Genomic DNA, 15,788 nt, shown 5'->3' on the forward strand with positions numbered 1-15,788 from the left:
AACATTGAGAATGCTTGGATGCATAACTAGGCATCACTATAATGAAAAGTTGGAGATGGGACTCAAAAGAATCTCTTGTTAATGAAGCTACAGTAACAGGTGAAACCTACCCTGTAGAAAAATTAGCGGTGGTGAAAGCAGAAACACCGCTTGATTTAATACCATCTAATAAATTTCAAATCTTTTTCAAGAGATCTTTAATATCTTCATTAATCTCAATTGCCAGCTTTTTTGCACTCTCACCTGTAGAATCTACAAGTCTTTCAACCTTGGAGATGATCGCCTCGATCTCTTCCTTTATGTCAATCGATCTGATCGAATCTGATATAGATTTCATCTCTTTTTTTACATTCAGTCCCAGCTTCGATGCTTCGTTACCAGTGCTTTCTGCCAGTTCATCGACATTATTGGAAAGTTTCTCAAGTCGATGATTCAGATCGATCTTGCTGTTGATCAAAACTAGTTCATTTTTGATTTCAGATCTCAATGTTTTTGCAGCTTCTCCTGTAGAATCTACAAGCTTATCGACTCTGGTAATGACATCATCGATCTCTTTCCTGAGATCTATGGATTTAACAGAACTTGCAAGGGATCGCATATCCTGCTTTATTTTTGTTCCTAGCTTCGATGCTTCGCTTCCAGTCTTTACCACCAGTTCATCGAGATCACTACTTAGATCATCCATATGCTTCTGCATGGATATCCTGTCAGTTATAACGGTAATTTCCTGTTTTACCTCGGAAGCAAGCCTTTTTGCAGAACTTCCGGTCCTGTCAACCAGCTGATCCACCTTTACTCCAAGTTTTTGGATATCAGCCTTGATATCTATAGACTTCACATCTGTAGCAAAGGAAGCAAGCCTCATCTTAATCTTTTCATTTATAACTTTTGCTTCTTCGCCAGTCTTTTCTACCAATTTATCTACGTCTTGATCTATCTCTTCAAGTATTTTCTTCATAGTTTACCCCCAAAAGATTATTCCCATTAAATGTAAGAAAGGTCAAAGATATAAAGCTATGCTAGTATCAAAATTAGAATTGATCAATTCAATATTTGTAGACAAATCCCAGCTCATCTACCCGGAACCAATAAGAGAGAATATAGTTGTTGCTTCTGCAACAATTACATTCCATAAACCCCCATTTTATTTGAGATAAGATCTATCCATTCACCCATGATAATTATCTATTTGCAACCCCAAGTATCCCTGCAATCTCAAGTCCTTCGCCACCGATTGCTGAAAGCTGGCTCAAAATATCTGACTTTGCAATGAATTTTTCAGTTCTTGTACCATCAGGCTGCTCTATCTTTATGGTGACCTCTTCTTTTGCATATCCTCTGTCAGTGCATTCCTTAATGATCTCACCATATTCAGTGGCGATGATCTTGAGACATTCCAGGATCCTGTTATCATCCATAGCATTTTTGTTATCAAGTAAGATCCGTTTAAGTTTCTTTGATCCTACAGATTCAGAGAATATTTCCTTGAGTTTTTTTGCAATTATATCGACATAGCCCATGTTTATCGAATCTGCCAGGGCACTATCACCTGTTATATCATATTCGCCATAGTGAATTATGTAAGTATTCTCATCTCCCGATATTGTGAATTTGTGTTCAGAATCTTTATCTTCGATCACCGTTTTAAGGTTCTCACCGTCATAATCGATGGATTTGACATAGAAGTCAGAGACATTGATCTTCTTTAATTTATTCTCTTTATGCAATATCCCACTCATAGACCAGATCGGTAATGTGAGTTCTTGCAGATCTTCAACTTTGATCAGACCATCAGTGAAGGTCAGATCAAATTCATATTGCATATTGTTGATAGAACTAAACTGCGTTCCAATCATTCTTTTATCCATTACAAAAGCAGAGTATGAATTATCAGCATCATATACGGAAATTTCAAAAAAGGGACTCAAGATCGAGAGCATTTTTGATTCAAGGTCTTTCACCTCATGCTGAGCAAGTTTAGTTTTTTCTTCAATTTCTTCAAATAATTCATTATCCTTGCTTGCAGATACAGATGAACATGTATCAAGGATCAGATCCCTGATTTCAATAATGTGCTTTGAATCAATTCCTTGCGTGATCTTTTCGATAAAATCGGTTGTGTCTTTTTGGAACTGATCAATTTCCTTAATTGTATTCTCCAGGATCACTACGTCTTCTTTATTTTCTTTTTTAATTTTTGTTGCAGACCTTTCAAGAGGTATGACTTCCTTCGAGACCTTCATGAAATTCTGCAGATCCTGGATAAAATCCACTTGCACCGACAATTCAGTAGAATCCTGATAAGTATATTTCATTTTATAACCCCCTATAAGAAATTAATAAGATGCCCCATAGATACACTACAATCTCAAGAATATAAGCATGATGGTTCGGCTCTGCAGAGATATTCAAATAAACTGGCGTACAATGAAATTTATGAATAGAATGAGTTTGTTGACTTTTTTGCTTATCCTCTTTATTATAGAGATGCAACTTACAATTTGAAATTATATTAGATGAATGAAACAAGTATAAAAAAGAAGAAGAGAATTGAAATTGAAAATATCAATTCTCTACAATAATTTTCTCTCTCGATATTGTATTTAATGGATGGCGTTTGTAATATCAGCCTCTATATTGTAGTAGGTGTCCGGCGTTTCATCACTAAAACTGAATTTATATGACCCTGGAAGCATTTCCATGTCGTTAGTGAATACTTGCCAACCAGCAGAGTAATAGTGGGTACATGTATCAGAATCTGAAATGGACTTTCCTGTGGAGAACACAACTGTTGGGTCAGTTCCGATATTCTGAGAGATATCGTTGGATGTACTTTCATAGGTCATGAAGAATCTGTACGTGTTCGGCAATAATTCTCTGGAAATAATTCCATCAGTGGTAGTTCCGAGATCATACCAGCCGCCGGAATAATACTTCACAGAACCTGTATCCATAAGGTTACCATCACTATCCCTGAGTTCAACGATCGCGTTGACCGTGGAAAAAACTACTGTTGGATCAGTTCCAATATCCTGTGAAATATCGTTGGATGCATGCTCATAACTCATCTTGAACGTGTACCTGTTAGGCAATAATTCCCGGGAAACATTGCCATCAGAGGTAGTTCCGAGATCGTACCAACCACCGGAATAGTACTTCACAGAACCGGCATCCATAAGGTTACCATAACTATCCCGGAGTTCAACGGTTGTGTTGACCGTAGAGAACACAACTGTTGGATCAGTACCGATATCCTGAGAGATATCGTTGGATGCATGATCATAGCTCATCTTGAACGTGTACCTGTTAGGCAATAATTCCCGGGAAACATTGCCATCAGAAATAGTTCCGAAATCGTGCCAGCCACCGGAATAGTACTTCACAGAACCAGCATCCATAAGGTTACCATCACTATCCCGGAGTTCAACGGTTGTGTTGACAGTGGAGAAAACCACTATTGGATCAGTTCCGACATTCTGAGATATATCATTGGAAGCATGATCGTAACTCATCTTGAAAGTATACCTGTTCGGCAATAATTCTCTGGAAACAATTCCATAAGAGGTAGTTCCGAAATCGTGCCAGCCACCGGAATAGTACTTCACAGAACCGGAATCCATAAGGTTACCATCACTATCCCGGAGTTCAACTGTTGTGTTGACAGTGGAGAACATTACTGTCGGATCAGTTCCGACATCCTGAGATCTATCGTTGGATGCATCCCCGTATCTCATCTTGAACGTGTACCTGTTAGGCAATAATTCTCGGGAAACATTGCCATCAGAAATAGTTCCGAAATCGTGCCAGCCACCTGAATAGTACATCACTGAACCGGCATCCATAAAGTTACCTTCACTATCCCTGAGTTCAACGGTTGTGTTGACAGTGGAGAACACAACTGTTGGGTCATTACCGATATTCTGAGAGATATCGTTGGACGCATGATCATATCTCATCTTGAACGTATACCTGTTAGGCAATAATTCCCGGGAAACATTGCCATCAGAAATAGTTCCGAAATCATACCAGCCACCGGAATAGTACATCACAGAACCGGCATCCACAAAGTTACCATCACTATCCCTGAGTTCAACGTTTGTATTGACCGTAGAGAACACAACTGTTGGATCAGTTCCGATATCCTGAGAGATATCGTTGGATGCATGGTCATAGCTCATCTTGAATGTGTATCTGTTAGGCAATAATTCTCTGGAAACACTTCCATCAGTGGCAGTGCCGAAATCGTGCCAACCACCTGAATAATACTTCACCACACCGTCATCCATAAGGTTACCAGTACTATCCCTGAGTCCAACGGTTGTCATGACCGTGGAGAAAACCACTGTGGGATCAGTTCCGATATCCTGAGAGAGATCGTTAGATGCATACTCATATGTCATTTTGAATATGTACCTTTTCGGCAATAATTCTCTGGAAACACTTCCATCAGTGGCAGTGCCGAAATCGTGCCATCCACCGGAATAATACTTTACCACACCGTTATCCATAAGATTACCAGTACTATCCCTGAGTCCAACGGTTGTCATGACCGTGGAGAACACAACTGTTGGATCAGTTCCAATATCCTGAGAGATATCGTTGGATGCATGCTCATAGGTCATCCTGAACTTGTAAGTGTTAGGCAATAATTCCCGGGAAATATATCCATCAGTGGTAGTTCCGAGATCGTGCCAGCCACCTGAATAGTACATCACAGAACCGACATCCATAAGGTTGCCATTACTATTCCGGAGTTCAACGGTTGTGTTGACAGTGGAGAAAACAACTGTTTGATCAGTTCCGACATCCTGAGATATATCGTTGGATCCATGATCGTAGTTCATCCTGAACTTGTACATTCCAATTGGCAGTTCTTTGCTCACTTGACCATTCTCATCAGTCGTACCGAAGTCATTCCAGCCCCCACTGTAGTATTTGACGGCACCGTTGCTGATAGGTGAACCCATGCTATCCTGCAGATCTACTGTTACTAGCACCCTGAGTTCAACATTAGTGTTGTCTGTGGAGAAAACCACTGTTTGATCAGTTCCGATATCCTGAGATATATCGTGGGATATGTTCTCGTAGGTCATCCTGAATCTGTACGTGTTTGGCAATAACTCCCCGGAAACATTTCCATCAGTGGTAGTTCCGAAATCGTGCCAGTCACCAGAATAATACTTCACGGAACCGGTATCCACAAGGTTACCATTACTATCCCTGAGTTCAACATTTGTGTTGACAGTTGAGAAAACCACTATTGGATCAGTTCCGACATCCTGAGTTATTTCGTTGGATGCATGCTCATATGTCATCTCGAATATGTATGTTTCAGGCAATAATTCCCTGGAAACAATTCCATCAGTAGTAGTTCCAAGATCGTACCAGCCATCGGAATAGTACTTCACAGAACCCGCATCCATAAGGTCATTATTACTATCCCTGAGTTCAACGCTTGTGTTGACAGTGGAGAAAACCACTGTTGGATCAGTTCCAACATCCTGAGTTATATCGTTGGATGCATGCTCGTATGTCATCTCGAATGTGTATGTTTCAGGCAATAATTCTCGGGAAACAATTCCATCAGTAGTAGATCCAAGATCATACCATTCATCGGAATAGTACTTCACTGAACCGGCATCCATAAGGTTATTATTACTATCCCTGAGTTCAACACTTGTGTTGACCGTGGAAAAAACAACTGTTGGATCAGTTCCGATTTCCTGAGAGATATCATTGGATGCATGCTCATAGGTCATCCTGAAATCGTACATCCCAATTGGCAGTTCCTTGCTCACTTGACCATTCTCGTCAGTCGTACCGAAGTTATTCCAGCCTCCACAGTAGTATTTGACAACACCGTTAATGAGAGGTGAACCCGTACTGTCCTGCAGATATACCGTTACTAGTTCCTTGAGCTCAGCGTTTGTGTTGACAGTAGAGAAAACCAATGTTGGGTCAGTTCCGATATCCTGAGATACATCGTAAGATATATTCTCGTAGGTCAGCCTGAATATGTACGTGTTAGGCAATAATTTTCTGGAAACATTTCCACCAATGGTAGTTCCAAAATCGTGCCAGTCGCCGGAATAATACTTCACAGAACCATTATCCACAAGATTGTCATCACCATCCCGGAGTTCAGCGTTTGTGTTGACCGTGGAGAAAACCACTGTTGGATCGGTTCCAATATCCTTAGATATATCATTGGATGCATTATCATAGGTCATCCTGAATATGTATGTGCCAGGCAATAATTCCCTGGAAACATTTCCGTCAGTAGTAGTTCCGAAATCGTACCAGCCACCTGAATAGTACTTCACAGAACCAGTATCCATAAGCTTGTCATCACAATCCCTGAGCTCAACGGTTGTGTTTATAGTGGAGAAAACCACTGTTGGATCAGTTCCGATATCCTGAGATATATCGTGGGATGTATGTTCATAGGTAATCTCGAATATGTACGTGTCAGGCAATAACTCCCTGGAAACAATTCCATCAGTAGTAGTTCCGAGATCATACCAACCATCGGAATAGTACTTCACTGAACCGGTATCCATAAGGTTACCATAACTATCCCTGAGTTCAACGCTTGTGTTGACCGTGGAGAAAACAACTGTGTTATTAGTTCCGACATCCTGAGTTATATCGTTGGATGCATGCTCATAGCTCATCCTGAACTCGTATATTCCACTTGGCAATTCCTTGCTCACTTGACCATTCTCGTCAGTCGTACCGAAGTCATTCCAGCCCCCGCTATAGTATTTGACGTCACCGCTAATTAGGGGTGAACCCGTACTATCCTGCAGATTGACTGTTACTAACCTTGCATTGCTCACGGATACTGTTGTTGTATCTCTGCCTATAGACTCACCGTCATAACCTACAACTTTGTGCATAGCAGTTGGTGTTAAGTTCTGCCCCCATTCATCGGAGATTTCACTTTCTGAATAATATTTAATAGTTGAATTCGCATCAAGATGATCTTCCGTAAGTTGCTGAACTTGTGGTAAAGTTTCGAAATCTGCAGTATCATCATTATCTTCAACACAGCCAGATATAAAAATAGTAATAAATAAAAAAGCAATCAAAATGAGCATGGTACTTAGATTGTTTTTGAGCATGGAATGGATGTGGAGCATAAAAGATGCATGATTTGTTAATATATAAATGATTACATTATAATAAACTTCATGTATTATCATTATGTTTTTGAAAGATCCCCCATTGAGCTTCAACCATTCCTTTTTTGTTTCCCCCTTTACCGAAATCTCCTTGCTATTCTCTCCGGCAGATAGTCCCGATTAGCCTCATCGACCATCAGAACCTCGAACTCCCCCCTTATCCTCTGCGCCAGTGGATGCTCACTCGACCTATGCAGCACGGCAAGAATCGGCCTGTCCGAATCAAGTACTTCCTCCACTGCACGGACGAAGTTATCCGACTTAAGCTCCATGGGCCCGACCTCATCTATAACCACAAGGTCACAACTAAGGGCATCCCTTATCGCCTCGGCACCTATGCTGTCAAGGTCCTCAAGATTTACATGATATTTTCCCAGCTTCGGACCGGTGCATTTGATATGGCTTAGGATACCTTTACTGCCTGTATCTATATCCTCTATCGAAAACCCCTGGCGTTTGCCGTCCACACGTATCTCTGCGGCCCGAATGCCACAGGTTTTCAGATCAAGTATTTCCACAACCCTTGCCACTACCGTTGATTTCCCCACACCGGGCTTTCCTGTTACCGCTATTCGAAGCATCTGTAATCTCTCCCATATGGAAAGGATGAGTGGGTGGTATTTAAGTTGAATTGGTTTCGGTCTGTCTTTGATCATAGGTTTATTGATAGATATTGTAGTGTAGATCCGGGCATCCCCTCTTCTGTAACCCATTCATGTAGATGTTTTCTAAGAGTACGTTGCATTGTATGAGCAGAATGCCAAGTCCTTTGAAAAAATAAGACAAGATCAGAAATCTAAATTTCGATCCAAGATCGATCGGTACATGATCATTCCTGTGTAAATAGTCCTTATTATTATATAGAGAGGTTGTAAGTGTGATAGTATGGATAATTTCAGGTATTATGTAAGAGATGACACTCCGGTTGAAGTAGCGGAATCGGTCCTAAGGACCCTTCAGGCCATCAAGGAAGAACATGATTGCGATTATACGATCATTAAGATAGAGGATCTTTCAGAGGACGAACAGGAAGATGTTCTGGAGAACATACGCATATTGAGCCGGAGGAATACGATCGGCGTTGTCAGCAAAGGCAGAGGGTCTCTTCCCATCTCACGCAAGAAGAATCTCAGCAATGTGGGAATACTCGTTCATTCCAGAGATGGAAAGGACATTGCGGTCTATCCTAATGTGAAGAACAACAAGATGACGACTACTATTCAATACCTGAATCTGATAATGAGGTCACCAAATGTCGAGGATGCCCTTGAGTCAAAACATATTTCCGAAGATGACATTTCAAGGATGATATCCAGCATCCCTGAACTTATCGAACCCGGACTGACATTCCACGAAGTGGAAGTAGAGGTGGAGGGCGGTAGGATAGATGCTGTTTTTACTGACTCACAGGACAAGCATTTCCTGATAGAGATAGAGATAAACGCAAGGGACAATGCCATCGGCCAGGTGCAGAGGTTCAAGCTGCCTTATGCTGAAAAGTACGGAGTGGATTTAGAGGATATACGCCTGGGCATCGTCTGTGCAGATATTGATAGTAGCAGAATGACGGCATGTCGTGGTGCAGGTATTGAGGTTTATAGGCTGTGTCTGGAAAAGTTGGAATGATGCAATAAATGTAAACTAGTCATTAGGTAAAACTGATCCGATCACTATCACCTATAGTAGAATTTACATTACAGGGAAACTTTGATCTTGTTCGTATTCCCATAAGGCTTTCGCTCTACCAGGGATTTATCTTCAAGCTTTTTGAGAATACGACTTACCTTCACTTTGGAGAATCCGGACTCCAGCACCAATTCACTCTGGAAGATTTCTTCTTTTTCAGCTATTATCCGGTACAACTTTTGTGAATCGCCATCAAGAACCCTTGCAATAAGATCCCTTTTGTGTGCAGTGTCATCTGGCTTTTCACTATTACTGACAGAATTGAATGATGGTGATATGCCGGTGGCTGAATTATTGAATACCGGGCATGGATCGGCATCATTGAACGAATTGGAGCTGGCGATTGGATCAGAAAGATACTCCCCCATTTCAGGCAGATCCTGTTCATCCGAACTGAAAATGTCCGATGTGAACATAGCAGCACAATAGGTTGCAACTGATGCCATCATAAGCATAAGAAAAACAGAGTTAATTGGAAACATAAGAGGCACCTCGACCCCTACAGTACTTCCGTCCTTAAGGGAAACAGAAAGACTGGACATACCCTGTGAAAAAAGAAGCAATGATAATGAGAACAGGGATACTGCAAGGATTATCGCAAAGAATGTATCTTTCTTTTCCATGCTAGATCCTCTCAATATAGATTCAGACCCATTCTACATCGGTAGTTATACCACTTTCTATAATAATACCTGTGGTCACTGAAGCATTGTTCATGTTCTCAAGTACCGAGCTGAAGTGTTCGATCGTTTCTTCATCGCCTTTGATCAGTTTTTCAATTTCATCGTAGGAAAGCATAACAAAACTTTCTTCTTCAAACCTATCGATGTTGGTCCAGAGATCCTTGTTATAAAAATAAGTATAATCTTCCGAATACAACAGAGTACCATCTTCAAAGACATTCATTGTTATAGTTTCTTCAGCCCCATCATCGACCTGATCCCACTCGAAGCTTGATCCGGTCGAGAAATAAAACTTGTTGAAGTCATTTATTGGTAACCTTCCGGAGATCATGATCGAATCGCCGGATGTATCTATAGCATCATCATAAGTTGAATTTAGCTCAACCAGTATGGAACTGATGTTCTCATTCAGGAAGCTTTCCGGAATAAACAACTTTTCAGTGATAGTATTGCCAGAAAGGTAATATTTGGTCAGGTCCTGAGAGTATTTGATATCACCATCAATTACAATATATTCAATTCCTACAGGCAGTGCTGTAGCAACCTGAATTTCATTAAATCTAGCTCTATCAGTAAAATAGAATTCATCAAATTCATTTACGGCTGACCCCTTAAGTATAAAACCATCGTCTAGCACTATAACATTATCCGGATTTGAACTCTCCAGATCTTCAATGATGAACCCGACATCATTGCTCACAAGAGAAACTGGAATTCGTAGTTCTTCTTTAACAAGCTTATCGGAATTATCATCAACCAGAAGGAACTGGCTGGCTGCCGCTCCTGCGATCGCAGCTAATATGCACATAGTGATCAATAGAACAGCCGTTTTTCCATTATTCAGATCCATCATAGACATAAACCCCTTTTATTTAATATTATATAAGACAATGTGCTTGAGCAACTTGATCATTATTTCAAGAAACTACATCCAGAGTGAGTGAGATAAATTTGGAACGCCTCAACATTTAGTTTTTGATCCTAAATTAAGTTGAACCATCATAGCCATAACAGAGTCCGAGGAATAATAACGGGAAAAATACATGCCATTATTATCCCTTGGACCCTATCAAGCAATCATACAACCAAAGAATCAAACGATAAAACAATCGATCATATCACCTGATGTCCTGTCTCATAAAGACATAATAAGTCGCTATTAGAGAAACTATTGCCCAGAAGAACATGCTGACCAGATTTGTCATTTTACCCATGAGGATCTCAAAGACCGAAAGATCTTGTGTAGGATCATTGACCATAAGTGAAAATTTATCGCCCGAACTTCCCAGAATAGCATTTGCCACCTGCTCATAATTCAGACTGGGCGAGATCAAAGCTTCGATCATATTCTGGACCTTCCACTTCATTTCATAACTATCAAAGCCATCCATCCCAATCCCATGGGACGCATCTTCAAAGTCTGACATGTCAAGTTCTGAACCAGTAGCTCCGGATATGATGAAAGATACGCCATTAGAACTCTGAGCCTCCGGAAACATGGTGTCTGCAACTAAACCCGAAACCGAGGTGATCAGTATTGCACTGACGATCCAGAACATAAATGAGTTCAGCATCGAGCTGGTATCGTTTTTGGAAACAGTTGAGAAGAATATGCTTATTCCTAAGAATGTTACAAGATAGACTATGGAAACAACCATGAACAATATCAGTTTAATGATGTCGTCACCTGTTGGAACCAGACCCATGATCAATGCAACAGATACCGATATAAGAGCGGTTATCACCAGTGTCATGACAAGTACTGCGATCTTTCCAAGGAACTTTCCATTGATAACATCGTCCCTGTAAAGAGGATAGGATAACAGTAATTTCAGGTTTCCTCTTTCTTTTTCACCGGAAATCGCATTATATCCAAGCATTATTGCCAGTATCGCACCCATCACTGCAATGTTCGATACGATATTTCCAAACAGTACAGATGTTAGTTCCGGTTCGGGAAATGATAAGAATATATCACTGCTTTTCACATTTCCAAAATTCGCCATCTTTTCCTGATAACTCTGAATATCCTCATTATATTGATTTACACCGGAAATTGAAGATGTTAACATCAGTACTAAAAAGATTCCAAATACGATAGCAAAAGACTTGCTCTTCACACTATCAAAGAACTCTTTTTTTGCTATGGTCTTTATTTTGTTAAAGTTCATTTAATCCACCTGATAATATTTTTCAAAAATATCGAAAAGGTCCTCTGTTTCATATCTGAGGCTCAAAATAATGATGCCTATGCTGCTCAGTTCTGAACTGATCCGTTCCCTGACATCCCCTTCAGAAGTTATCCTGAAGATATTGCCTTCACGAACAAATTTGATAGAATCGATCGAACTAAGGACTTTCATTGTGATCTCCGGATCTTTTGTCTCCAGCAGGATGACATTGCTATTTTCCTTTCTGCGGAGATTCTCAAGTGTATCAAAAGCAACAAGCTTCCCCTGTTTCATGATAGCGATCTTTGAGCAGATATCCTTGATCTCCGATAGTACATGAGAAGAAATTACGATCGCGATTCCCCTGTCATTAAGCTTCTTTAAAAGCTGGTTCATCTCTACCCTTGCTTCGGGATCAAGACCTGATGTAGGCTCATCAAGGAAGATTACCTTCGGTTCCTTTACAAGAGCCTGTGCGAATCCTACCCTCTGCACCATTCCCCTGGAGAACTCACCTACTTTCTTGTCTGCCCACTTGCTCATCCCTACGATCTCAAGAAGTTCCGGGACCTTTGAACGATCTGCATCCGCCAGATCGCAGAAATACTCCAGGTTCTCTTTTGCTGTCAGGTTCTCGTAGTAAAGTGTATTATCCGGAAGAAAGCTGATGTTCTCCTTTAACATCATCATATTTTTCCCGATATCTTCACCGAATACCTTTATGGTCCCAGATGATTGTATTGTAAGCCCTGTAAGCATTACAAAGAGGGTCGTTTTTCCTGCACCGTTGTGTCCCAGAAGACCGATAAGATCCCCTTTATTGATATCAAGGGACACATCATCAACAGCTTTGAAGTCACCATATGTTTTTGTTAAGTTCTGTATTTCAAGTATTTTTTCCATATTCATCTCCTCCCGTATTTTTTAGCTGCAAGGACGAGACCTGCAACCAGAAGAATTATTGTCAACAATCCTATCCATGCTGAGTTCGAGCTGTTCTTGACATTGACACGCAACTTCGTTTCATCAGCCTCAACGTCACCGGATTCTGCACTGAGATCCACAAAATAGTCACCATTCTCGGTCTCCGAAGGGATTCTTATCTTGAGGTCAATATTCACATATTCTTCTGAATTGATCCTGTCAATATCATTTTCTGAAAACTCAAGGTCCCAGTTACTTCCCGGAGAATCTGTGTCAATCTCTATGTTCTCAAGATCGACATTGCCTGAGTTGAGCACCCTTACAGGTACAGTGATCTCTGAACCCGCCTCACCGGAAACATAGATACTTGAAAGCTGCATCGTCAGTTCCGGGTCACTTGTAGTATTCAGATCTTCTGTAACGCTAAAAGGCAAGTACAAAGTATCTGAAGTCCTTCCTGAACCGCTTATACTTAAATTGTAATCTCCAGCCGGACAATTCTTATCTATGTGAAGTTTGAGCTCCAGGTTTTCCACATCTCCGGATTCCACGTTTATTCTGGATATTTTATAACTATTTGAAATAAATTCATAAGAGTAAAATCCCGGGCCATTTACTTCAAGATCAAATATCTCATCAATAGAACCGGAGTTGTTAATCTCTAAAGGAATACTAACGGCTTCGTCTTTATAGAACTCAACGAATTCAGGAACATCTGTAGATATCTCAACATCCGAAAAAATATCCTAATTCGACCAGACCGTCAGCTTAAGGCCGTCATCCTCGATCCCATCTATCCTGAATGCCAGTGATGAGCGTTCAATAAAGATGACCCTCCCTTTGAGATCATAGATATCTTCATGACCACTGAAATCTTCTATCTGATAGAGCCTCTCATTTCCGATAGCATCTATTCTTTTTTCCTGAACGGTTAGGTCTTCCACAAAAGGACCACCATTCTGAGGATAAATATAATTCAAAGTGTAGTTACCCAATTCAATTTCCTCATTCGCTGAGAGATCGATCTCTTCTTTGAACCAGCCCTTATAGTTGATATCATCCAGATCAGATACTTCTACGGAATTGGATGCAGCCAGCGAAGGAGCAGCAAGTACAAAAAATGCCAGAATAAATGGCAACAATATCATTTTTCTGCTTATCAAGCCTGAACCTCCCAGGAAATTGCCAGGAAAAACAAGTAAGAACGTTTTTCCAATAATATGTGATTTTGTTTCATTCATACCTTCCTTGTCAATTATGATCAAAATACAATAGGTTGAAACGGTATTTTGATTTAGCCTGAAACACGTCCCAGCAATACGAAAATAGGTTATTGGAGAGTGACACAGTATTTAAATGAAGCAATCATATTCAGAAAAAATAGAAAAAAACTCCGGTATTTGCCCATTATTCCAATACACAGCACATTTTATTTTTCCGCAAGTAGCTGATTTGATAAGCGTATTCCCAAAAACAGAGGCATACACGCGAAAAGACCTTTACTTACTTAGAAGAATAAAAAAGAAAGATGTAGAAAATAGATTCAAAATACAGTTAATAATACTCCACGATAAGTTGGCAAGTCTACCGACAGGGCCAAATTCAAACCCTCTAAAAACAGCACGCTGCGACTAATAAAGAAAGAGGGTATCACAATATTAAAACCAGTTTCATCACAGATAAATCTTCGAAATAAAAAAATATGGCCCACAAATTCGCAGTATACCCGATAGTCAGAACGATAATACCAGAGATTATTACTAATTACGCGATCTGTCTTTGGAGATCAGTATCCCAGTACCAACTAATAAAAAGTAGACAAGAAACATAAGAAAGATCGATTGTGGCGGATGTATGCCTCTGAGAAGGTAACTGTTAAGAAGAAATATGAAGATGCCAAGACAGAAGAACATTATATATTCTTTTGTAAATCTATTAATTCGTTCATGTACCATAGTACCCCCATTACATAAGCATAAATATTTAATTTTAAATTATTTTTTTTACTCTTAATTAATATTTATTTATTATAAAGTATTTATGTAAATTCAATCGAAATAACCAATCAAAAATATTCTTATTCCCACCATACCAAAGTGTAGACTTCAGAATAAGAAATATAATCACAGAAATATCGGACGTAATACCAATCCTACCAAAAAGGAAGCAAGGTTGCAGATGAAAGATAGGGAGAGTGCTTTATTCATGCTCACTTTCAACACAAAACAGTAGATCACAGCTTCCACAAGAACCACTGAAACTTCCCCGATCGCAACCAAATGAGAATATGTTCTGATGAACATTGGAAGTACGAACCAGAGGTATGGAAGTGTTGAGAAGGAAGAAAAGGTTCCTGCAAATACCAACAAGGAATCAGGAATAGATGCCTGATCTGTTTTAAAGAGATAACGAACAGTTGCGAATAGGATAGTTGTCTCCACTATCAAAGTAACGAGCAATGCAAGCAAAAAGTTGTATTCATAGATCATCCTTATCACTTAGCACTAAAAATCCCTTTAAGAAAACGAATAATGGAATCCAGGATACCTTCATCGTTTGCTTCACCCTCATCCGGAACTGGCACCTCATCCTTTGATACGTCTTCTTCTATGGAAGAAATGTTCTCTTCTACAGAGGACACATTTTCTTTTATCACCAGCCTGATATCCGGCATATCCGGTTCTTCAAATGTTTCGATTTTGTCTGGAATGCCAGCCTTGTACTCTGACACTTGTCTGGATTTGTAGATGATCAGCCCGTCTTCAGAAAAACCAGCGATCGAATATTCGATCTCTTCTCTGATCAACGGATTCTCTATGTTCACAACATCCCAGTCAGGATTTATCTCAACTTCGTATGGGTATAGATTCGGATCAGTTTCCAGATCGATATTCTCAAGCCCTTTGGATTCCAGATAAGCTTTATCGATGGCATAGATCGTCAGGTCATTGGCCTTATAAAACTTAGTCAAGCATTTATCCGGGCTGATGATATACGGATTCTCACACTGGATAACCGGACCAGTGATGTGTCCGACCAGCACAATTTCCGGGAACTCATCCAGATTCACTATTTTTACACATCTGTCCATCCCGCGTGTTCCGGGAACTAGCACATCTGCACATGCGCTTGAGGTAAAT

General features: G+C 40.2%; 14 protein-coding genes. 2 read left to right on the forward strand and 12 right to left on the reverse strand.

Going from position 1 to position 15,788, the window contains the following annotated elements; genetic code table 11:
- Positions 1 to 175 precede the first annotated feature (175 nt).
- From AC20MK_RS07155 to AC20MK_RS07170, 4 genes are all read right to left on the reverse strand, one after another.
- Positions 176 to 958 (reverse strand): hypothetical protein, encoded by a 783-nt coding sequence (locus AC20MK_RS07155; RefSeq protein WP_487355182.1) that lies wholly within the window; start codon positions 956 to 958, stop codon positions 176 to 178.
- Between the two features lie 223 nt (positions 959 to 1,181).
- On the reverse strand, positions 1,182 to 2,315 hold the full coding sequence (locus AC20MK_RS07160; RefSeq protein WP_487355183.1) for a hypothetical protein: 1,134 nt from the start codon (positions 2,313 to 2,315) through the stop codon (positions 1,182 to 1,184).
- 288 nt (positions 2,316 to 2,603) lie between these two features.
- Positions 2,604 to 6,899 carry a hypothetical protein gene (locus AC20MK_RS07165; protein WP_487355184.1) on the reverse strand — a complete coding sequence of 1,432 codons (4,296 nt, stop codon included), beginning with the start codon at positions 6,897 to 6,899 and terminating at the stop codon, positions 2,604 to 2,606.
- Between the two features lie 362 nt (positions 6,900 to 7,261).
- Positions 7,262 to 7,765 carry an NTPase gene (locus tag AC20MK_RS07170; protein ID WP_487355185.1) on the reverse strand — a complete coding sequence of 168 codons (504 nt, stop codon included), beginning with the start codon at positions 7,763 to 7,765 and terminating at the stop codon, positions 7,262 to 7,264.
- 304 nt (positions 7,766 to 8,069) lie between these two features.
- On the opposite strand from AC20MK_RS07170, the gene AC20MK_RS07175 reads away from it, so the two are divergent.
- Positions 8,070 to 8,810, forward strand: coding sequence for a PDDEXK family nuclease (locus AC20MK_RS07175; protein WP_487355186.1), 741 nt, complete (start codon positions 8,070 to 8,072; stop codon positions 8,808 to 8,810).
- Positions 8,811 to 8,878: 68 nt separating this feature from the next.
- Here the strand turns inward: AC20MK_RS07175 and AC20MK_RS07180 are convergent, their stop codons facing one another.
- The 6 genes from AC20MK_RS07180 to AC20MK_RS07205 form a co-directional block, all read right to left on the reverse strand.
- Entirely contained in the window at positions 8,879 to 9,493 is a 615-nt protein-coding gene (locus AC20MK_RS07180) for a helix-turn-helix transcriptional regulator (RefSeq protein WP_487355187.1), read from the reverse strand.
- A 22-nt stretch (positions 9,494 to 9,515) separates the two neighbouring features.
- The gene (locus tag AC20MK_RS07185; protein ID WP_487355188.1) at positions 9,516 to 10,406 is read right to left on the reverse strand and encodes a hypothetical protein; all 891 of its coding nucleotides are present in this window, start codon (positions 10,404 to 10,406) and stop codon (positions 9,516 to 9,518) included.
- A gap of 265 nt (positions 10,407 to 10,671) precedes the next feature.
- Positions 10,672 to 11,724: an ABC transporter permease gene (locus AC20MK_RS07190; RefSeq protein WP_487355189.1), complete on the reverse strand. Its 1,053-nt coding sequence runs from the start codon at positions 11,722 to 11,724 to the stop codon at positions 10,672 to 10,674.
- A complete protein-coding gene (locus tag AC20MK_RS07195; protein ID WP_487355190.1) occupies positions 11,725 to 12,627 on the reverse strand; it encodes an ABC transporter ATP-binding protein in 903 nt (300 codons plus the stop codon).
- A 2-nt stretch (positions 12,628 to 12,629) separates the two neighbouring features.
- Positions 12,630 to 13,199, reverse strand: a complete 570-nt coding sequence (locus tag AC20MK_RS07200; protein ID WP_487355191.1) for a COG1470 family protein — start codon at positions 13,197 to 13,199, stop codon at positions 12,630 to 12,632.
- Positions 13,200 to 13,394: 195 nt separating this feature from the next.
- On the reverse strand, positions 13,395 to 13,889 hold the full coding sequence (locus tag AC20MK_RS07205) for a hypothetical protein (protein WP_487355192.1): 495 nt from the start codon (positions 13,887 to 13,889) through the stop codon (positions 13,395 to 13,397).
- Positions 13,890 to 14,004: 115 nt separating this feature from the next.
- Between AC20MK_RS07205 and AC20MK_RS07210 the strand changes: the two genes are divergently transcribed.
- On the forward strand, positions 14,005 to 14,283 hold the full coding sequence (locus tag AC20MK_RS07210; protein ID WP_487355193.1) for a hypothetical protein: 279 nt from the start codon (positions 14,005 to 14,007) through the stop codon (positions 14,281 to 14,283).
- Between the two features lie 488 nt (positions 14,284 to 14,771).
- Here the strand turns inward: AC20MK_RS07210 and AC20MK_RS07215 are convergent, their stop codons facing one another.
- Entirely contained in the window at positions 14,772 to 15,137 is a 366-nt protein-coding gene (locus AC20MK_RS07215; RefSeq protein ID WP_487355194.1) for a hypothetical protein, read from the reverse strand.
- A 5-nt stretch (positions 15,138 to 15,142) separates the two neighbouring features.
- Positions 15,143 to 15,739, reverse strand: coding sequence for a hypothetical protein (locus AC20MK_RS07220; protein WP_487355195.1), 597 nt, complete (start codon positions 15,737 to 15,739; stop codon positions 15,143 to 15,145).
- Positions 15,740 to 15,788 lie beyond the last annotated feature (49 nt).

This window comes from Methanococcoides sp. DA23 (genome assembly GCF_057593895.1).